Origin of the sequence: Paenibacillus sp. FSL R10-2771, from assembly GCF_038000205.1 — a bacterium.
In the GTDB taxonomy this organism is placed as follows: domain Bacteria; phylum Bacillota; class Bacilli; order Paenibacillales; family Paenibacillaceae; genus Paenibacillus_AQ; species Paenibacillus_AQ phytohabitans.
The window spans coordinates 784,344-805,264 of the sequence record NZ_JBBOBM010000001.1 but is presented as its reverse complement, the minus strand read 5'-3'; the positions used below and the strand labels follow the sequence as shown (position 1 = coordinate 805,264).

Below are 20,921 nucleotides of genomic sequence, written 5' to 3'. Positions count from 1 at the left end.
ATAGCACAAATAGCGGCATTCCCGAAGGAATGCCGCCCGTGCAAACATTATAAAGATTCGCCGCCCTCTATCTTAATTTAAGACTCAGACACAGCCGTTTCCTGCTCCATTATTCTCAGCAGGACCACTACCGCTTCGGCGCGGGTCGCGGTCTTCAGTGGAAAGAATTTCCTCTGAGAGTCACCTTGGAGGAAGCCTGCTTCGGTTGCGCCGGATACCGCTGCTTTGGCCCAGACCGGAATGTCTGCTTCATCCTTGAAGGATATCTTCTCCGCAGCCAGCTTCACTTCCGTTCCGTAGTGCGCCCGCATGAGCAGAACCGCCAGCTCCGCCCGGGAGAGCGGCGCTCCGGGACGGAGGGTGCCATCCGCGTAGCCTTCTATCCATCCGGCCTGCACAGCCGCGGCCGCAGAGCTTCGCGCCCAGCTGCTTACCGACTGCGCATCCGTAAAGGACAGGCCGCTCAGACTCTCTGCCGGCGGCAGCGCCCGGGCCAGCAGCGTCAGGAACTCCTCGCGGACAACCTGCTGATCCGGACGAAAGGTTCCGTCCGCATAGCCGTTCGCGAGCCCTGCGGATATTGCCTGCAGGATGCTGTCCTTGGCCCAGTGTCCGCCAATATCTCTCGGTGCGGCTCCGGCGCTTGTTCCGTCCTTCTCCGGTTCAGCCGGAGAAGGGCTGAGCGCGAATACGGCAAACTTCGTGAACCTATTCACCCCGGCAGTAAGCCGGTCCCCGTCCACCGTTCCTGCAATCTCCACCCAAATACGCTCCTGCTCGCTCCAGGCAAACATTGCGGGCTGCTGATGCGCCTTCAACTGCGCCTTATCAAAGCGGATGCTAAGTGTTGCAGATTTGGCGGGCGTCAGGTAGGGCATCATAGTGATCTCATAGACCGGACTGATCAGTCCTCCCGGCAGAGTCCCGCCGGAATCCTGCCCAGTCTGCAGCTTGTTGATGGAGAAGCTCACTGCAGTATCCATAAATCCGCTGGGGAGAACGAGTCTGACCTCATCTCCGAGCCGCACCTCCCCGGCCTGCCCTGCCGCCAGACTCAGCAATCCCGGCAATGTGACGCTGTCCGTGGTGCCGGGATTGCTGCCCGGATCAGGATTGCCACCCAGATCGGGATTGCTGCCAGGATCGGGATGGCCGCCCTCTACGGTTCCCAAGTTAAGCAGCTGCGGCGTGAACGGGGCAAGCGTTACGGCCGATGCTCCAAGACTCTTGCCCTGAATCAATTCCTGTATGCTTTCCGGCGCCTGTCCGTTGAGAAGTATATTTACCTGTTTGGTCTGCCAGCTGTAATTGGCGACATTCAGCAGCAGTCTGCCTTCGTATACACTGGTTCTCCACTCCACATTGGAGACTGTTTCTCCGGTTTGAGCATCCTTCAATTCCACCTGAAGCAGATTCAGCTGTCTGAGCAGCGGAATAAGCTGCGCTTGCAATGCCGGGAGAGTCGGCGAAGCTAACGCGGTTGCAGTTCCTGTTACAGGAATAACTGCAGCATGCGCCATAATATAGCTTCTGGCCGCTTCCGGATGCGTCTGGTTATGGGCATCCCGGATAAAGGAATCCTGGCCCAGCACAACCGCCTGCCCCCCTTGTTCAATATAGGCTTTGACGGCTTCTATAGTCTCTGCGTCCACATTCCGGGCATCCGGAATAATCAGCAGCTTGACGGAAGACAGCTTGCCTTCCCCGATCTGCTTCTCACTGACAAAGCCGACCTTCTGCCCGGAGAGGGACAGAGCGGAATAGGCCCGGTCCACCGCCTCCAGATAAGCCGGACGGTACAGGTTGGACGCCTTAGAATACAGAACGGCCGTTTCTGCGGGAGCGTTCTGGAAGGAGGTCACCTCACGGGCCAGACGGTTCAGGTCCATGCCTGTTGTGCCGATAGCCGAAACGACATCCGGACGGTACAATACACTGCCCTCGAAATCGCTGGCGGGATCAGTGGTTCTTTCCCATACCCAAATGGTGGAAGCGCTTCGTCCATGGATAGCTCCCTGCCATATATCGTTGCGCACATGGGGCGCCTGTTCAGGCACATAGCGGCTGTCGCGGTCGGGAATAATGTGGTCTTCCGAATTGAACACAGGAGCCGTTTTAAAGGAGGACAGCAGATCATAATATTTAAGCTTCTCTATAATCGTTGCTCCCTCGTCATGCAGATAATTCCAGGCATCCAGACCATTCAGATCACTGAGGCCGGATATCTGCTCCGGATCTATCCCCCAAGATAACGGGGACTTGGCCAACTGGGACTTGGCCAGCACTCCACCCATGATTTTTACACTTACAGGAATATCCGGCGCCATTTCATGGATAATATCTGCCATCCATTCATGCCACTCAGCAAACAGCTGGTCATTAAAGCTGATCCAGTCATAATAAAGTGCTGTCCGTTCCTCCGCCTGCGGCATCGCAACCTGCTCAAAGGATTCATAGGCGGTATTGTACACGGCATTCAGCTGTCCAATATCCGAATACATCTGCTTCAGATAAGACTGCCATGCGGGCTTTTGCGCAGGATCTTTATAAGAGATGAACACCGGCTCATTGGACAATACGATATTCTGGAGAGCAGGATAATCCTTGACCATGGGAATCAGAGTGCGCAGATAATCCTCAATCGCCTCCCTTGCCTTCGGATGATTAAAGTTGAATTTGATGAAACCGCTGTTAGTAGAACGGATTTCAGGGTACTTTTGCAGCAGGAATTCCGGGAAATAGTGCGGTGACAGCAGCAGGCTCACCGCCTGATTATGTTCACCGGCACTTTGCAGCGCCTGCTGGATATCATTGCGGATGGTGGCCGTAGAGATGAGATAATCCTCTTTCACTACCGTACCGTCATCCTCAAATCCGGGATACGCCGCCAGATTGGCGGTGGTCCCGCTTTCCACAATGCCAATACTGTCGATCAGCAGAGAATCGGTTACATTCTCGGACACGATGCGGAAATCCAGCGAGGTCTCGGCACTGCCCGTGCGATAGGTTTTGGTGATTTTCTGCCAATCATAGGTTCCCGCCGGGATACCCAGCCGGGTTGCGAAGGTCCCGAACCAGACGTTGTTTACATTGGCGCCTTTGACCCACATGCTGAATTCATAATTGGTGTTTGGCTTGACGGCTATTTTCTGCCATACCGTTCCGTACACATTTGCAGCCTTGGGCGTAAGGTTGACTATCTTCAAGGCACGGCTTCCTTCGTGAACCACTTCTGTCCCGTAAGAAAAGCTCGCCTTGGCTCCCCCCCTGAGCTCCGTGCTCCACCCAAGTATCGTATTGGGCGATTGGAGGATACGGTTAGGCCCGGTCTCCATCTGGATCATGTTCGACCCAAGCTGGGACAGAACAGGAATATCCTTTTTCACCTGGGCAAAATGCCCGTAACCGGTAAAGAAGACCGGTCTTGACTCCTCTGTCCCTGTCTGCGAATTGATCGTGTTGCCAATGAAAGATTGCCGGTCGATAGTCACATCGCCGGTAACATAATGCGGAACCGGGAAACTCGTCTGTGTCCCAGCCAAATAAGCCTCAAGGCGGTCCTCGGTCTGCTGGTACAACAGCAACAGCTGGTCCCTGACATATTGCGCCCGTTCCAGTTTATTTTGGGCAATATCTTCCTTGCCGTAAGGAATAAATTTATCGATGACCGCGATATCCAGCTTTTCATAATCCACTGCAATCCCCTGCGCCTCCACCTGCTCCAGCAGCGCTTTCAATTCACCCATATTATCTTCAAGCTGCTCTATGTCCTGTTCAATCTGAGTGCCGGAAGGAAGAATGTCGAGCTCCCACTCCAGTGTCCTCTCTTCGCCCGTTCCCGTTTCCCTGACCTCTGCCGTGAGCGATTGCTCTCCGGTTCCGGCAAAGAAGGCCGTAATCGGATACTGCAATACGGAATGCGCAGGTACTGTGATATTCCTCCATGCCGGGTCCACTTGAGCTATCTTTGTCTGGAATTGCTTCGCCTGATCTGTGGAATTTACCAGCTTCAGCTGAAAGTCCAGCGGCTCATTCTGCTCCGCTGTGTAGCGGTTCTCTTCCGGTTGCATATAATCTCGGTCCAGCCATGCCGCCCACGTACTGTTTTGCGGGATGAAGAACAGATTCCCGAAGCTGTACTGGTCCTTCAGTTTCCCTATGCCCGGCGTCCATTCCACCCAATTCTTCCGTCCGGCTCCGTCATTGTCATTCAGCACAAAATTGAAAGGCATGGATGCCCCCGGTTCATCCGCATGGAGCGCACTCCAGGGAATTTCAGCCTCATAGATGGTTTCGGAGCCAACCCGTTTGGTCTGCAACCGGATAGGCTGCTTATCTGCGGGCGTATCTCCCTGATTCCATGTCCATACCTCAGGCGCTCCGTTCACCTGGGCGAATCCATACTCCGGACCATACAACACACTTGTTCCCGAAGCGAACTGGATACTGTCCCCTGACCACATCGCTGCTCCGGCCACACCGGATTGCACATCATCGCGCACCTTCACGGCAAAATAGAGGAGATTCTGATTATAAGCAAAATATACTCTGCCTAATAAATCGTCAGGTCCCTGCCAGCTGGCCAAATTGGCCTGGCTGCTTCCGGGCAGCGGCAATTCGATGTAGGAGGCTTCGTCCCATTCACTTAAATCACCGTCCAGGACGATCCCGTCCGCATAATAGACAGGCACCGCCTTTCCTTCCGCCAGACTTCCAAGGAAAGTCTGCTCATCCGTCACCGTGCCTGCCCCGGCTCCGTTTACGCTATAGCTGAAGGTTGAGACAGGACTGTCTGCATATCCCAGGCTTTTTGCATACGCTTTCAAAACTAATGAACGATCGATGGCGACCGGCCCGGTGTACCATTGCTTTGTCGGAGACAAAACAGGGTCCGTGTTATCTGTTGTGTAGTAAACGGCAGCAGAGACGGTTGCTGTAGCCAAGCTGACAGTCGTGCCTGATTCCACGGGTCCAGAAGGAGGATCGGCGCTGACGGCCGCGGCTTGCGGCACAGTCTCAAAGTCCCCGTTCTGCAGCAGATTGGTATCCGTTCCTGCCTCCACCATCGTCAAATCATCAAGCCAAAGCGCCCCTGTTACGCCCTCGGAGAGAACGGTGAACGGGTAAGAGGTGGCCGAGGCATCTGTTGTAATATTAAACACCATGGACTGCCAATCGAAGGTTCCCGTCGGCAGAGCCTTTTTTAGCGACCAGCCGGCATTCAGTGCGATACTTGAGTACGAGGCTTGAGCCCCCTTGACCTTCAGGCTTACCTGATAGGTGGTATTGGGCTTCACCGGAACATTCTGCCGGATCGCCAGAAACACATTGCTGGCCTTGGGCGTCCGGTTCACTATTTTTAACGCGGCCTGACCTGCGCTGAATACGGTTTGGTCGATGTAGACTTCCCCGTCCACCCCATTGTTATTGTAGCTTGTTGGCCAGCCTGGAATATTGGCGATCGGCGCAGATGCGGCATATGCAGGGGGGATGTTAATCCCGCTGTCCAGGATCAGCAGCACACTGAGCAGTACGGCAGCAACTCTTGCGGAATACCTTTGGGTTCTCAAAATCGAATGCCTCCTTTGCGGCTATAATTGGCTTCGCTTATTCTCGCTCTCCGGCCGGAGCTCCGGACGTTCCTCCTTTCTTTCAGAGTCTAAAGCACCTATAACCTACCATCTGGCATCGTTTTGTGTTATCTGCACCTTTTGTGACGGTCTGCTTTATTTGTGATTTTGAGGTTTCTATTTTTGTGCTTCTCTCTATCTAATGCTTAAGATGCGGGATGGCTATTCAACTGAGCCCCATTAATCCATAGAAAATAACACCCGCAGCAGGAGATATATCGCATCTCCATTCTGCGGGTGTTATCGTATATCTTGCTTATAGCTAGTAGCTGCGGCTGTCCTGAACATGAATATAGTTAACGCCTTGTGCGGTCAGTTTAGAGCCGCTCGTATTCGCAACGCGGACTGCTTTTTTCCCTTTGCCGCTGAGGGAGAAACTGATATTATTGGCCAGCTTATTCTCCACAATCTGTTCCAGTGCACTATGGTATCCCCCGATTGTTATACCCTCCAGGTTCTCCAGCACCGGTTCTTTGCCCTCTTCAATCGTCTTGAGAATCTGATAGATCAACGACTTGCTTCCGTCCATCTTCCATTCGCCTCCCGGGTCTATTGTGAGCGTTTACAATCTTTCGGCTGCGTACACAAAGTGAATGCTTTTGTATATGTATGTCTTATTCGACAATGTATACCCATTACCTCTTATTGGAAAAGCGAAAAAGGTTGTCAATAGTATGTTTCGTCCATATGTTTCCCGTACAGGCTGGAGGTTCCGACAAGTCTGAATTCCCCATTTACTTTGGCATACGTATAGTTCACATCAGGTTCATCTTTGAATAGTACATCTGCATCATAGTCGCCCGATTTGAAGCTGTAGCCTCCCCGGATTTCCTGAATATTTGCAGCCGGGTACAATCTTGTATGAACCAGATATTCTTTCACTTCACTAGCGATCTGACTTTTCTTATGAGGTAATCCGGTAAGCGATATATATATCCCTCCGGCCAATATAGTCATTACAATCCGGTTTTTAAATCTCAAAGGATAGCCTCCGCTACAAATTAGATTTTTAAAATGGATTAAAATAACATATTTTTACATCCGACTCTATTTTAGCATAATAACATCAAAAAAAGCACCGGTTAAGGTGCTTCTATCATTAAAAAGCGCTTATGCGTTCTGCCGGTAAACCGGCGCACCCAGGGGAGAACTGCCCGCTCCGCCGTCTACAGCGATATCGGCACCTTGGATATAAGAGGAATCATCCGAGGCCAGGAACAGCGCCACCTTGGCAATCTCTTCCGGATCACCCGCACGGCCCAGCGGAATGGAAAGCGACATGCCTGCTTCCACCTGGCTCCAGTTATCCATCGCGGATTGTCCCCAGATGGGTGTGCGCGTCACGCCAGGGGCAATGTTGTTAACCCGGATGCCCAGCGGGGAGAGCTCCGAAGCCAGCACTTTGGTCATGCTGCTGACCGCCCCTTTGCTGGCGGCGTATGCGGAGTTGCCGGGTCTGCCAGCCTTAGCCAGCACGGAGCCGGTCAGAATAACTGATGCCCCGGCCTTCAGATGAGGCAGTGCGGCCTGAACGGTGAAGAAGACACCGGTCACATTAATCTTGAGCACTTCCTCGAAAGTAGCCAAGTCTGTGCTGCCGAGTGGTGTTGAAGCCGCTATGCCTGCATTGGCATAGACAACATCAAGTCTGCCGAATGCCTCCATGGCTGCATTCACAGCCGACACAGCGCTCTGCGGATCTGTCGCATCGGCCTGAACCGCAACGGCATGCTCCGCGCCCAGTTCTTCTACCGCCGCCTGCAAAGATACCGGATTGCGGCCGGTAATAACGACTTTGGCACATTCAGCAACAAACAATTTGGCGGCAGACAACCCGATTCCGCTATTCCCTCCTGTAATCAAAGCAACCTTACCCTCAAGCTTTCCCATCGTGAACACTCCTTAAGTTATAAGTTTATTTGTTGTTACTGTGTAATCAAGCTTCTAGCTGTTATTTTGAGACCGAACGTTCTACTATTATCAAAAAAATTTATCCGTCTCACATTTGCAATCTTAGCATATTGAGAACGAACGGTAAAGTATTAATTTCACCGGTGTTCTCAATAAGCCCCTCGCTTAACTCTCTCCATGAATTTGCCTGGTCACCGAGACCTCCAGCTTCTCAATAAAGCGCAAAGCCTGATTGCTGCCGGGTTCAAGCTCCAGCAATTTACGGGCTATCTTAAGTGCCGTCTCGTAGTCTTTCAGTTTAGCATGGCAATAGATGATGCCGGTCATGCACTCCGTTTCATCCGGCTGGATTTTGGCCGCCAGCCCGAATGCTTCCAGTGCCGCCTTAAATTCACGCATTTCCAGAAGAACAAGACCTTTATTACGCACAGCATCATAACAGGACGGATCCAGTTCAAAGGCTCTCTCAAACTCCTTGAAGGCCGACTTGGAATCAGACATCCTAACGTAACACATTCCCAGGTTCAGATGCGTTTCAGACTGCGCTTCATTGAGCTTCAAGGATTGTTCATAACATTGCTGCGCCTGTACATAGTCCTCAACCTCATAATAATAGGTTCCCATATAATATAGAGCATCTTCACTGGCCGGATTCATTCTCAGAGCTGTCTCATAATAACGGAACGCTTTGTCCAGCTCCCCCAGTCTGAAATACACCCGGCCGAGATTAAACACTGGTCTTTCCCACTCCGGACTCTCCTGCTGAAGACGTTCGAAACAGGAAACCGCCGCCCGATACTCTCCCAGTGACAAGTGGTAGCAACCTATATAATTCAGACAGTCACCGGAATGCCCTAACTCCCACTCCTCCGTGAACAGTGCAAGCGCGCGAACGAAATCCCCGCTGATATATGCTTCTTCACCCTGATCGTAAAAACTATCCCCTTCCATCCCCTCCCTTTTATCCAGCTCCTCTATATAGACAGCCATGCAAAAAGGAACAGATATCCCGCGATCCACAGCAGCGCAGCAATAATAATTAAAGCCCCTAAGTACCCCACCCAGCTGGCGGGTTTCCAGTTAAATTTAAAAATACAAAGCGAGACAACAATCAGAGCCGCCGATGGAACTCCAACAATTTGCAGCACTACCGTACTGATGATATCCATGATCCACCCCTGGGTAAGCCAATGATTCGTCAGCATGAAAAAGAACACGATTGAAGCGATATTCAGCACAACAGCGCTGATCCACAGTATTTTAACGGCTTTAACCATGCTCCACCTCCCACCTCTATCTCATTACCCGGCATACTGGTAAATTTTTCACAGCATCAGATATTCTGCAAATTGGATTGAAACAGGGTATCTGCTATTCACCACCGTAACTACACTTGCCCACACTTTAACTGTACTTTCTACAACTAAAAGTGATTTTTAATCACCCTTGAGAACTTTAATTGCAGTTCGTACACTTAAAAAATCCACTTTTGCCATAAAGGTACACTTTCCTTAATTTTAGTTGTACAGAATACACTTCGCCCGGTAAATCGGGTTTTTCTTCGTCTTTTAATTGCAGGAAATACAGTTATCCATTGACGCTGAACGGATGTCGAACGAAACGCTTTACAAACTCCGTACGCAGGCTTCCGCGTTATATGTCATGTACCTTTTTCAGTTCAATCAATATATATATCTATGGTGTACAAAAAAACGGGTCCGCCCTCGCCAGGACGACACCCGTTTCTTCATTCATTAGAAACCTTACCGCCCCGTAGTCTCAAAAGAAAACTTGGACGTCCAGGTGGCACCTGCATCCTTCGTCACATAAAGTGTCGAGCTGTTCAGGTCTCTCACCGCAAGCCAGCCTTGATTATGATCGGTGAAGGAGATCGTCCCTTCGTAGCCGGGAACCGTCATCTGATTACTCCAGGCCTGCCCGTTATTCTTGGTGAATCCGATCCCCACTTGTTCCGCTGCGGGTTGGAATCCCACCAGGAAGGCGGTTGTTTTGCCGATCACCACCAGATTGCCGGGGCTGCCCGAAGCGGGCCCCTTCTTCACCTTGGCCGCGCCGCTTCCCGGAGCCGGACCGCCTCCAGCCGTCTCTTGGGCAATCACCCGCGTCCAGCTGCCGCCGGAGTTAGCGCTGCCGTAGAGCGAATACGAAGTCTGCGACATTCCGTAACCGCCGTACAGTACGGCATACACCTGACTGCCGTTCGCATAGATTTGTCCGTATGAGGGTTCAGCGTAAGAAGATTTCAGCATCAGCTTCCAGTTCGTTCCGCCGTCTGCCGTCCGCATCACCTGATACCCGCTGCCCGGTACAACGACCACGGCCCATCCGCTGCTCAGGCTGGTGAAATACGCTCCGCGTGTATTCGCTGGTGTCTTAATCAGACTCCAGCTCTCTCCGCCGTCATTCGTATAATAGGTGGACGCACGGTTGTAGCCGAATCCTTTGCTGCTGTCCAGAAACTCCACCCGCTCAAAGGTCACAGCCTTATTCGACAGCCTTTTCCAGGTAGAGCCTCCATCCGTGGTCCGGATCAGATATTTAGCCTGACCGTCATTGACCGCGGCAAGCGCCCAGCCATGGATATTATCAGGGAAGTCGATCTGCTGAAAGCTCCACTGCCCTTCATAAATCTTCTGGAAATGGCAGCCTCCGTCCGAGGTTCCAATCAGGAATCCGTTCCCGGCTGCCCGCCCCGTATCTGCACTCAGAAACTCTACATCAGAGAAGCTAAGCGGGATCGCATCTGCTCCGCTATGTGCTGCCTGCAACTCCTGAAGCAGTCCATGATCTCCCGTGCTGCAGGACGGAGCCGGGGTTGGCGCCGGCGCCGCCGCCTGCACCGGAGAAGCCGAGGTCCCCCAGCCTAGAGTAAGGAGACTTGCGGTAAGGAGAGTTAATGTGATCTGCTGCAATCTGGTTGTCCAATTCATTGGTGACACCTCCTAGAATATATATACCCTGTATGCGGACTGCTACTCTGCGCTGTGTAATTGCTTTTCCGGCACAATCCACAAGAGCATTCAAGATGAGATTATCGCTTGTTCGGGAAATCAACCTGTTAGCCTAACCTCGGAGGGTTGCGGGTCTATATTCACTTATGAGTATAGTAAGAGTAAAACTCCTGCAATTCAACGTATATTATAAAAGGTACAAAACTGTAACCAATTGAACTGTTACATTATTGCTCTGTGGTTTAAATAATAAGTACAGAAGCTTACTAACATACAGTTACTAAGAGCAAATAAGGGAAGTGAACGAGTATGATAAAAAAGGACATTCAACATGCGCTCCTCTCCAATCTGTGGCAACGCGTTCACTTGATCAGCGGAGAAACTTACACCGGAGTATGTAAAATAGATCACTCAACAGATGCACTACACATTGCAACGAACAAAGGCAGCTTCACTGTTCCTTACTGGACAATCAAGCGTTTCGTGTAAGGTCCGTGTTCCGGAACTGTCACCAAAATAAAGTATCTACCTCTGTTTCCTTCGCCGGCCTCACTTTTGGCGGAATGAAGCAGGGGTATTTCTGCTTCTTATTCCTGCGCCGGACCCACTTTGGAGCCGAATTAGATGCCCACGTTCCCTCTGTACGCGGAATTCTGACGGTTGGGCGGCTTCAGATCCGGTATTGTTGTACTTTTTGCAGGATTTCTGGCGGTCGAGCGCTTCAAATCCGGTATTGTTGTACTTTTTGCAGGATTTCTGACGGTTGGGCAGCTTGAAGCCCTTTATTGTTGTATTTTCTGCAAGATTACTGCGTATCGGCAGTTTTGAGTCCGGTATTGTTGTATTTTCTGCAAGATTTCTGGCGGTGACCTATACTCCCCTCCTTCCCGCGTCATTCCCGCCTCACTCCCGCGCCGGCGTGTCCTGCTCCCGGCCAGCCCGCTGTCACTCCCCTACAGGGGGAGTAGTTCCAAATACAACAAAGACCCCATCCTCCACATGCGTGGATAACGAGGTCTTGTTGTCGTCAAAGTCAAATCACCGGATTCGGCACAAAGCTGCCTCCGCGGCAATGCTTCAAATAATTCAGGGCATGTACCTGGCCGGTCATCTCCAGCTCATCGCGGTAAACCGGATCATGCCAGCCTTCGATGTCGATTGTGCCCTTATAGCCGCCCTGGCGGAGAATGGTGATAATATCCGTCCAGTTGGTATCGCCGAAGCCGGGCGTGCGGTCCCATACATAAGGCTTGGGACCATGAATCCCGTATTCCTTGATAATGTCCCAGGCGATAGTGACATCCTTACCGTGCACATGGAAAATCTTATCCACCCATTTGCGCAGCTGCGGGACCGGATCAATCAGCGCAGTCAACTGGTGGGCAGGCTCCCATTCCAGCCCGAGATTATCTGCCGGAACGCTATTGAACATCTTCTCCCAAGCTGTAGGGTTATGCGCGATATTCCAGTCGCCCTTCTGCCAGTCCCCGCCCATCGCACAGTTCTCAAAAGCAATCCGCAGACCCTTGTCCGCGGCCCGCTTCGATAATCCTCCGAATACTTCGGCGAATCTCGGCAGGGACTCGTCAATTGAAGAGCCGGGCAGCCGCCCGGTGAAGCCGCCGACAATATCCGTGCCGAACAAGTGGGCATGTTCAATCAACTGCTCCCAGCCGGCAAGGGTATCTCCACTCTCGGGGTTGCCGCCAAGCGGATTACCATAGATCCCGACAGCAGAGATCACGAAGTGATGCTCAGCCGCCAGCTCCCGAATCCGGCCGGCTGTCTCCACCAGATCGGTATCGCCAATCGTCTGCCAGAAATTCAATTGGAAGGATTCGAAGCCATGCTTCACAATCTGCGGAATGACCTGGACGGCTTCACCGCCCCGGACCAAAGTGCCTATTCTCAAAGATTCTTGCATCCTGGTTACCAACTCCAATGGGTTTATAGTCAGCGCCGCTCTTAACGGCTCTTGATCATTTTGCAAGAGCCCCGTTTGAGCAATACCGCATCATAGACAATATGCTGATGGTTGGTGCGATTCGAAATAAGATCAAATAATACCCCTACACTGGATAGAGCCATTTCCGTCCCCGGCTGGCTGATCGTATCCAGCGCAGGATGATAATATTCTGCCATCTCAATGCCGTCAAAGCCGATAATCGAAATATCATCAGGGATGGACAAGCCGGCGGTAAGCACAGCCTTGGCCGCACCGATGGCAATGGTATCGGAAGCAGCAAATATTGCGGTCACCGCTCTGTCCCGGTTCAGCAGTCTGCGTGCAGCGTTGAAGCCCGAGCTCGGACTGTATTCACAATCCTCTACAAGCCCGGCATTGTAAGGCAGATTATTTTCTTCTAATGCCAGCTTATATCCCATAAGCCGCCGGCTGCCCGTAGTTTCATCCAATAAAGGTGATTTGGCCAGGAAGCCAATGTTCTTGTGTCCAAGTGAGATTAAATAACTGGTCGCCTTGTAGGCCTCTTTCGATTCATTGATGGTTACGCTGGAGAATATGGCCGGGTCCACTTCCTGTGATGTAGTGATCGTCGTCAGTACAAACGGAACCGTCAGCTGCTTGAACTTCTCTTCGGAATGATTATACGTACCGCCCATGAAAATAATCCCGCTTAAGTTCTTCTCCTTCACCAGTTGAATCGCCGCATTGATCTCATCAGTCCCATCCTCTACCTGATGGATGAGAAACGGATAGCCGCGCAGATTGACCTGCCGTTCAATTTCCTTGATCATGATGGCGAAGAACGGATTGGTAATCCCCTTGACCATGAGTGCAATGTTCTTGGATTGCGTGGTTTTTAAATTCCGTGCGTTGGAATTCGGAATATAATTGTATTCCTTCACGACACTCAGAACCTTCTCGCGGGTCGCATCACTCACCAGTCCCTTATTGTTGATAACCCTGGATACAGTCGAGATGCCGACTCCGGATATCCGCGCGATATCCTTAATATTAACGTCCACACTACTCCCCCATTTATAGGTAAGGGAGCTATAGACTATAGCTCCCCTGTAACCTATTTCATTCTTTAGTTAACAGGTGTAAATTCTGCCAATTGTTTCTCTACTTCGGCAATGACCTTGTCAACTCCTGCTTTTGTCAGCTGATCGCGGTATTCTGCTACAGCTGCCTTTGGATCTTTGCTTGTTTTACCCAGCATCAGCTGAATACCAAGCTGTGCATTGACGTTCGAGATCGAAGCAATTTCAGTTGTTACATTCGAAGGATCGAAGCTGAAGCCGTTGTACGGATCATCGATTGCTTCTTTATCCCATGCAGCAAACAGGTCTTTACGGATCGGGTTCTCAGTATCACTCGGAATCACGAATTTGTCGTTTCTGAGGGACCAGGCCGAGAAGCCTCCGCCATCTGTTTTTTCATTGAAGCCTTCCGGCTGCTTCTTCACGCCGTCTTCAATGACGTAGTGCTTGCCTTCGATACCGTATTGCATCAGGTTGTAGTAGCTTTCATCGGTCATGAATTTCTCAATTACCATCAGAGAGCGCTCCGGATTAGAGGAATTCGCGCTGATTACTGTCGAGTTGTCTACACCCATTTTACGCTTGATTTTCTTATTCGCTTCAGCAAAAGTATAGAAGCTTGTTGGAGAGTCAGGCAGTGCCTTGATATCTCCGCCGTACTGCCCGATCCAGTCCTGGGCATGAGTCAGATAACCCGCAGAGTTCGCTGCTCTGAAGTTGTCCTTGCTGCCGAGGGAAGCGGACAGAACGTCTTTGCCCCAATAGCCCTTGTCGCCCCACTCACGCATTTTCACAGCCCAATCCTCGAATTCCTGGGTGAAGGCTGGATGGAATACGGTCTTGTAATCCTCCGGGCTCTTGGTGACCAGATTCAATTCATTCAGCGAGATACCAGGTGCGTTCAGCCACATGTCTGTAGTATCTACGAGCATTCTGTACATGTTCTGTGCATCCTCAGCCTTACCGTTGATTGGCGGGAAGGATTCGTTGGCAACCACATTATCCATGTATTTAACCATATCATCGATTGTCTTAATTTCGGTCATGCCGTATTTCTTCAGCAGATCCGTACGGTATGCATAACCGGCAGGCGTATATTCACTGAACAGACTCGGTACGCCGTAGATTTTGCCATTGACCTTGGTGTTCTGCCAGGAGGCTTCAGGAATCTCCGCCTTCAGCTTAGGCGCCACCTTGTCCAGCATGTCGGTAATGTCAGTCAGTGCCCCTTCAGTAGCCAGGGTGTAGTAAGACACAGCGGCACCCGGGGAAGCATGCGACAGATCGAACGATTCGCCGGAAGCGAACAACAGCGGATACTTGGTACCTACGTCCGGCCAGTCAATATACTTGATTTCAAGTGTAGTATTCAGATCAGCCTTAAGCTTCTTATTGATCTCAGCCAGAATTTCTTTATTGGTAACTCCTTCACTGCCCCACAGGTAGTACACCAGCTTTGCTTCCTTAGAGGTGTCTACTCCTCCAGCATTGGTGGAAGTGGATGGAGTGTTCGACGAACCTGAATTATTTCCATTTGCATTATTGCTTGACGAACAAGCGGATAGCACTCCAGTAAGCATGAGGACAGCAGCTAGAGAAGAAGCAATCTTTTTACCTTTCATTCGGTAAGCCTCCCTTTTCTTTTCTATAATATGGATTTTGCATCTATAACAAACACCCTTCGATTGAAGCAGGCGTCTATTAACCCTTAACAGCACCGACGGTAAGACCGGTTACGAAGTAACGCTGAATGAATGGATACAGGAGAATGATCGGGCCTGTGGCCAGCACGGCTGTAGCCATTTTGATCGATTGGGTAGGCAGATCGGCTGTATTAATGACCGCTCCCGAGTTGATGAGACTGCCCATATTCGCCTGGTTGATCATGCGCTGCAGGAAGTACTGGAGCGGGAACTTGCTCGGAGAGTCCATGTACAGCATCCCGTTGTACCACTCATTCCAGAAGCCCAGCGCCGAGAACAGCCCGATAGTCGCCAGTGAAGGAATCGCCAGCGGCATGAAGATCCGCCAGTAGATGCGGAAATCGCCCGCGCCGTCAATCGTGGCTGATTCATACAGGGAATCCGGGATCGCCTTCATGAAGTTACGCATCAGGAAGATCGACCACGCCCCTACCACAGCCGGCAGAATCATGGCGAACAGGTTATCCTTCATATGCAGATGCTTGACCATCAGAATATAAGTCGGAATCAATCCTCCGCTGAACAAGGTTGTGAAATAGATCAGGAAGGAGAAGAAGTTACGGTATTTGAAATCCTTGCGGTTCAGGACAAATCCGGCCATGGACATCATGAACAGACCAAGTACTGTACCTACCACCGTAATGAAAATCGTAACCTGATAAGCATCCACCAGCTTGGAGGAGTTACTGAGCAACAATTCGTAGGCCTTGAAGGAAACTTCATTCGGAATCAGCTTATATCCCTCGCGGACAATCTCCTGCTCATTCATGAAGGAGGAAGAGATCATCAGCGCAAAAGGAAACACACAGAACAGTGCAAAGATCGTGATGCAGATGTAACTGATCACTTTTATGAAAACACTGCCGGAATCCTGTTTGATTTTAATAGTTGAGCTTGCCATTTTCATCACCCCTGTTTCGTGTCTTGTCTTAGAACAACGCGCTGTCCGGTTCAACCTTGCGTACAATAAAGTTAACCACAAGCACCAGGACCAGGCCGAATAAGGATTGGTAGAATCCTACTGCAGCACCCATCGAGAAGTTAAATTGTCCCACCAGGGAGCGGAAGACATACGTATCTATGATATCCGTCTGCGGATACAGCACGGAGTTTGTGCCAATGAGATTGTAGAACAGGTCGAAGGAGCCTTTGAGAATCCCGCCCATACCGAACAGCAGGAGCAGTATAAAGGTCGGCTTCAGAATAGGCAGGGTCATGTAGCGGATCCGCTGCCAGGTAGTAGCACCATCCATGTAGGCAGCCTCGTACAGATCATGGTTGATCCCTGTGATCGCAGCCAGATAGACAATCATACCGTAGCCGGTACCCGCCCAGATCTTGAAGGCCACAATAATGTATTTCCAGATGCCCGGATCGTTATAGAACTCATAACGGTCCAGCCCTGCCCCCGAGATCATCGTATTGATGAATCCGGAGTTAAAGTTGAAGAGATTGTAAGCAAACACACCGACGATAACCATCGAAATGAAGTTTGGCAGGAGAATAACGGACTGGGAGATCTTCTTGAACCATTTCCCGGTAATCTCCGACAACATGATGGCAAACACAATCTGAATAATATTGCCTAAAGCAAGGAATACCAGATTATAGAGCAGCGTATTCTTGGTGATATTCCAGAGTTCTCCGGTCTGCACCAGGAATTCAAAGTTCTTCAGACCGATGAAATCACTGCCGAAGATGCCTTTGTTGAGCTTGTAATCCACGAATGCAACATAAGCGCCGGGCATTACCGCATAATGAAAGACCGCGAAATACACAATGACAGGCAGCAGCATGAGATACAGCACTTTGTTCTTAAATAGTTCCCGGACGATATTTCCGCCCGCATGTACAAATCTTGCCAATGAGCCCACCTCCAAATTGAACGATGCATTCTTACCGCATGCATATCTTTGTTTCACTTCTTGTCCTGCAGCCGGAATAACAACTGCGTGCATACCTTTAATATTTAACCGTATTGGACATTATAGAAACGTTTCCATTATTTCTTTGTGTTTCCCCTTGTTCAGAGCATACTCCCAAGTTGTATACGCTGTCAAACATTTTTTATTTTCGAATTACAAGTAAAAAAATTACATTCCGCGATATAAAAACGATAATTCGGTCGTTTTTTCGCAGATAATTGACTTTTTTTCGTCTTCAGACTAATATCGAGATGTATCACTTATGGAAACGTTTCTATTTATTCTTTACACGGACATGTCACCTTGTTCTTGTGACATCTGATGATGAATTCCCCCTAACCTAATTCATGTCCCAATCACGTACTGGAAAGAGAGGGTTATTATGATTTTCAAACAACAATCAAACATGATTACCTTAACCCGGGATGCCCTTAGTTATACGTTCCTGCCAACAGGAGACATCTTCGAGTTCACCCATGAGTCTACTCTCATTAATCAGTTCCAAGGCAATCCTGTAGATGGTTCAGCTAATAATATCTATCTGCGCGTGCATACGGAGCAAGGAATCAGCAGCTATCCTTTACTTGGAATCCGCTCGGGCTCCAAGCTGTCCCATAGTCAAGACCAACTGATTTTTGAAGGTTCTATAGAAGCAATCAGCTACCGTGTGACCTTCGCGCCTGCCCGGGACGGAATCTGGTTCTGGCATATTCAGCTCTCCGGCAGCGGTGAGACCGTGGATGTGGTTTATGGACAGGATATCGGTGTCGCAGGCAAAGGCGGCGTGCTGGCCAATGAGCTGTACATGAGCCAATACCTGGATCACAGCATCTGGGAAGGCACGAACGGCTATGCCGTATGCTCGCGCCAGAACCAGCCGCAGGGCATTGCTTTCCCTTATCTCCAGCAGGGTGCAGTGGGTACGCGCGCAGTAGGCTATTCTACTGACGGTATGCAGTTCTTCGGCGTGTCTTACAAAGGCAGTTATGTACCTGAGGTGCTTAGCGGCAATCTGCAGAACAGCAATTATCAATACGAGCTGGCCTATACCGCGCTGCAGACAGAGCTTATGACGCTGTCCGCTCCCGCCGAATTCGCCTTCTACGGGCTCTTCCGCCCTACTCATCCGGCTGCTGTTACAGAGCTTGAGTTCCAGGCCGAGCTGCAGGCAGCTTACGATGAAATCGACTGGAGCGCGGGTGAGGCTGTGCCGAGCAGAGATGTGCCTGTGCTAAGTACTGATATTGGCGCACCTTATGTCTCTGCACAGTGGTCACAAGCTGAGATTGAGGCGGCTTACCCTAACCGGAAGCTTGAAGAAATTGAGAACGGGGAACTGCTCTCCTTCTTCACGGATGAGCATGTCCATGTTGTACTGCAGCCCAAGGAGCTGCTGGTTGAACGTCCGCACGGCCATATCATCACTACGCTGCTCGATAAAAGCCAAGTCGATAACAACCTAATTTCTTCCACTAACTATATGTACGGAATCTTCAACGGCCAGACGGTTGTCGGCAATACCTCTTTCCATAAGCTGCTCTCCACACCACGCGGCCTGCTGAATATTCAGCGGAACAGCGGACAGCGGATCTATGTCCGCCTGGATGGGGTCTACCGGATTCTTACGCTCCCGGCAGCTTACGAAATGGGCGTTAACTTTGCCAGATGGCATTACCAGATTGAGGATGATCTGCTCACGGTTACCGTCTTTGCCGCAGCAGGCCAGCCGGATGTTGCCCTGCAGGTTCAGTCGAAGCTCGGCAAATCCTATGATTATCTGATCACGAACCAGCTTGTTATGGGTGAGCATGAATTCCAGCATCCGGTAAGAGTTGAAGCCAAGGACGGAATTCTGCAGGTTCTTCCTGACGAAGCGTCCGTGCAGCAGCTTCCTTATCCCGGTCTGCATTTCGATATCCAGCTTCCGGGAACGGCCTATACGTACAGCGATGACCGGATGTTCTATACGGACAGACAGCCGCGCAACGGAACGCTGCTGACGATTTCCGTCACGCAGTCGGCAAGCTTCCAGCTTGTAATCCAAGGCCGGCTCACACAGGCCGACAGTCTTCCCCTGGTCTCTCCTTACACTCCGGAAACCGAGGAAGCGCTGTTTAAAGGCTTCTATGAGACATTTACTTCGGGCTTCCACCTCCAGCTTGAAGGAGAAGAGCAGTCACGGATTGATATTCTGAACGAAACTGTATGGTGGTACACCCATAATGCGATGACCCATTTCATTATGCCGCATGGCCTTGAACAGCCGGGCGGAGCCGCATGGGGCACACGCGATGTATGCCAGGGACCGATGGAGTATTTCCTGATGACCCAGCATTATGAGCTGGCCAGAAATGTACTGCTGAAGATCTACTCCCATCAGCTGTGGGAGAGCAAGGAATGGCCGCAATGGTTCATGTTCGACCAGCATCCGGTACAAGCCCATGAATGGCATGGCGATGTCGTACTCTGGCCGCTGAAATGCATCAGCGATTATATTATGGCTACAGGAGACTACACGATTCTTCAGGAACAGGTAGCTTACCACCATCTGGCAGATGCTCTGCCAAGCCAGCAGACCGAAACGGTGCTTGAGCATGTCAAAGCTGCTGTAGAGACAATCCGCGAACGCTTCGTACCGGGCACTTCCCTGATCAATTATGCCGGCGGCGACTGGGATGATACGCTGCAGCCTGCCGATGAAGCCCTGAAGACCAAGCTTGTGAGCGCCTGGACTGTCGCTTTGGCCTTCCAGGTCATCCGCAACCTGTCACAGGTCACGGCAGCCGATGCCGAATTCTCCGCCAGCCTTGCTGTAATGGCCGAAGAGATGAAGGAATCCTTCCGGACGCTGCTGATCAAGGATGGCGTCATTGCCGGCTTCGCTTACTTCCAGGAAGACGGAAGCATTGATTATATGCTTCATCCGCTGGATCAGCAGACGGGTATTAAGTACCGGTTACTGCCGATGACACGCAGTATCATCGCTGAACTGGTCACCCCGGAACAGGCGGTTGCCAATTTCCGCCTGATTGACGAGTATCTGAATCACCCGGATGGCGTGCGGTTGATGGATCGTCCCGCCCGCTATGAAGGCGGCGTAAGTACGATCTTCCGCCGTGCCGAGCAAGCCGCCAGTGTCGGCCGCGAGATCAGCCTGCAGTATGTGCATGCCCATATCCGCTATCTCGAAGCTTCCGCCAAGCTTGGCGAAGCTGACCGCGCTTGGGAAGGCCTGTTCCAAATCAATCCGATCAACATCCGGCAGAGCGTCCCAAATGCCCAGCTGCGCCAGAGCAATATGTACTTCAGCAGCTCGGACGGGAATTTCCCTGACCGTTACAGCTATCAGCAGAACTTCGATCAGCTGCGCGACGGCAGTGTAGAAGTCAAAGGCGGCTGGCGCCTGTATTCCAGCGGTCCCGGAATCTATCTCAATCAGCTCATCTCAGCTATTCTGGGTATCCGCTTCAGCGATGAAGAGCTGATCATTGATCCGGTGCTGCCGGCCAGCCTTGACGGACTGCGCTTCACTTACGAGTGTTTCGGCCGTCCGTTAACCTTTGTCTATCACATCGGCTCAGGCCCGGCCCGTACTCCGGAGCTGCATGCAGCGGGAGTAGCGGTTACCGGCCAGGTCCTGTCCAATCCGTACCGCCCGGGTGCCGTAAGCATCGCCAAGAACAACCTGCTTACACTGCCTGGTGATGAACTGCATATCTATTTGGCACAATAATATATACAGACGATAACTTTCAGTACGCTTAACGAAGGAGT

General features: G+C 51.0%; 13 protein-coding genes. 1 reads left to right on the top strand and 12 read right to left on the bottom strand.

Going from position 1 to position 20,921, the window contains the following annotated elements:
* Positions 1-77 precede the first annotated feature (77 nt).
* The 12 genes from NSU14_RS03510 to NSU14_RS03455 form a co-directional block, all read right to left on the bottom strand.
* Positions 78-5,570, bottom strand: coding sequence for an S-layer homology domain-containing protein (locus tag NSU14_RS03510; protein ID WP_340942912.1), 5,493 nt, complete (start codon positions 5,568-5,570; stop codon positions 78-80).
* 322 nt (positions 5,571-5,892) lie between these two features.
* Positions 5,893-6,159, bottom strand: a complete 267-nt coding sequence (locus NSU14_RS03505; RefSeq protein WP_042139617.1) for a hypothetical protein — start codon at positions 6,157-6,159, stop codon at positions 5,893-5,895.
* A gap of 137 nt (positions 6,160-6,296) precedes the next feature.
* Positions 6,297-6,611, bottom strand: a complete 315-nt coding sequence (locus NSU14_RS03500; protein ID WP_340942908.1) for a DUF3139 domain-containing protein — start codon at positions 6,609-6,611, stop codon at positions 6,297-6,299.
* A gap of 129 nt (positions 6,612-6,740) precedes the next feature.
* A complete protein-coding gene (locus NSU14_RS03495; RefSeq protein WP_340942905.1) occupies positions 6,741-7,520 on the bottom strand; it encodes an SDR family NAD(P)-dependent oxidoreductase in 780 nt (259 codons plus the stop codon).
* 186 nt (positions 7,521-7,706) lie between these two features.
* Complete coding sequence (locus NSU14_RS03490; protein WP_340942903.1) at positions 7,707-8,531, bottom strand: tetratricopeptide repeat protein; 825 nt, start codon at positions 8,529-8,531, stop codon at positions 7,707-7,709.
* Positions 8,516-8,818: a hypothetical protein gene (locus NSU14_RS03485; protein ID WP_340942900.1), complete on the bottom strand. Its 303-nt coding sequence runs from the start codon at positions 8,816-8,818 to the stop codon at positions 8,516-8,518. Before NSU14_RS03485 ends, NSU14_RS03490 begins: the two co-directional genes overlap by 16 nt.
* A 486-nt stretch (positions 8,819-9,304) precedes the next feature.
* Entirely contained in the window at positions 9,305-10,492 is a 1,188-nt protein-coding gene (locus NSU14_RS03480) for a hypothetical protein (protein ID WP_340942898.1), read from the bottom strand.
* Between the two features lie 1,054 nt (positions 10,493-11,546).
* On the bottom strand, positions 11,547-12,425 hold the full coding sequence (locus tag NSU14_RS03475) for a sugar phosphate isomerase/epimerase family protein (protein WP_340942895.1): 879 nt from the start codon (positions 12,423-12,425) through the stop codon (positions 11,547-11,549).
* A 53-nt stretch (positions 12,426-12,478) separates the two neighbouring features.
* Positions 12,479-13,501, bottom strand: coding sequence for a LacI family DNA-binding transcriptional regulator (locus NSU14_RS03470; RefSeq protein ID WP_042139624.1), 1,023 nt, complete (start codon positions 13,499-13,501; stop codon positions 12,479-12,481).
* 65 nt (positions 13,502-13,566) lie between these two features.
* Complete coding sequence (locus tag NSU14_RS03465) at positions 13,567-15,141, bottom strand: DUF3502 domain-containing protein (RefSeq protein WP_083705723.1); 1,575 nt, start codon at positions 15,139-15,141, stop codon at positions 13,567-13,569.
* Positions 15,142-15,220: 79 nt separating this feature from the next.
* Positions 15,221-16,108, bottom strand: coding sequence for a carbohydrate ABC transporter permease (locus NSU14_RS03460; RefSeq protein WP_076247879.1), 888 nt, complete (start codon positions 16,106-16,108; stop codon positions 15,221-15,223).
* A gap of 43 nt (positions 16,109-16,151) precedes the next feature.
* Entirely contained in the window at positions 16,152-17,087 is a 936-nt protein-coding gene (locus tag NSU14_RS03455; protein WP_231637716.1) for an ABC transporter permease, read from the bottom strand.
* Between the two features lie 466 nt (positions 17,088-17,553).
* Between NSU14_RS03455 and NSU14_RS03450 the strand changes: the two genes are divergently transcribed.
* Positions 17,554-20,880 carry a GH36-type glycosyl hydrolase domain-containing protein gene (locus tag NSU14_RS03450; protein WP_340942889.1) on the top strand — a complete coding sequence of 1,109 codons (3,327 nt, stop codon included), beginning with the start codon at positions 17,554-17,556 and terminating at the stop codon, positions 20,878-20,880.
* Positions 20,881-20,921 lie beyond the last annotated feature (41 nt).

Bases quoted from the DNA above. Each gene is read 5' to 3' on its own strand.
- NSU14_RS03480 (WP_340942898.1), bottom strand. From the start codon at position 10,492: ATGAATTGGACAACCAGATTGCAGCAGATCACATTAACTCTCCTTACC.
- NSU14_RS03465 (WP_083705723.1), bottom strand. From the start codon at position 15,141: ATGAAAGGTAAAAAGATTGCTTCTTCTCTAGCTGCTGTCCTCATGCTT.
- NSU14_RS03505 (WP_042139617.1), bottom strand. From the start codon at position 6,159: ATGGACGGAAGCAAGTCGTTGATCTATCAGATTCTCAAGACGATTGAA.
- NSU14_RS03495 (WP_340942905.1), bottom strand. From the start codon at position 7,520: ATGGGAAAGCTTGAGGGTAAGGTTGCTTTGATTACAGGAGGGAATAGC.
- NSU14_RS03450 (WP_340942889.1), top strand. From the start codon at position 17,554: ATGATTACCTTAACCCGGGATGCCCTTAGTTATACGTTCCTGCCAACA.
- NSU14_RS03490 (WP_340942903.1), bottom strand. From the start codon at position 8,531: ATGGCTGTCTATATAGAGGAGCTGGATAAAAGGGAGGGGATGGAAGGG.
- NSU14_RS03485 (WP_340942900.1), bottom strand. From the start codon at position 8,818: ATGGTTAAAGCCGTTAAAATACTGTGGATCAGCGCTGTTGTGCTGAAT.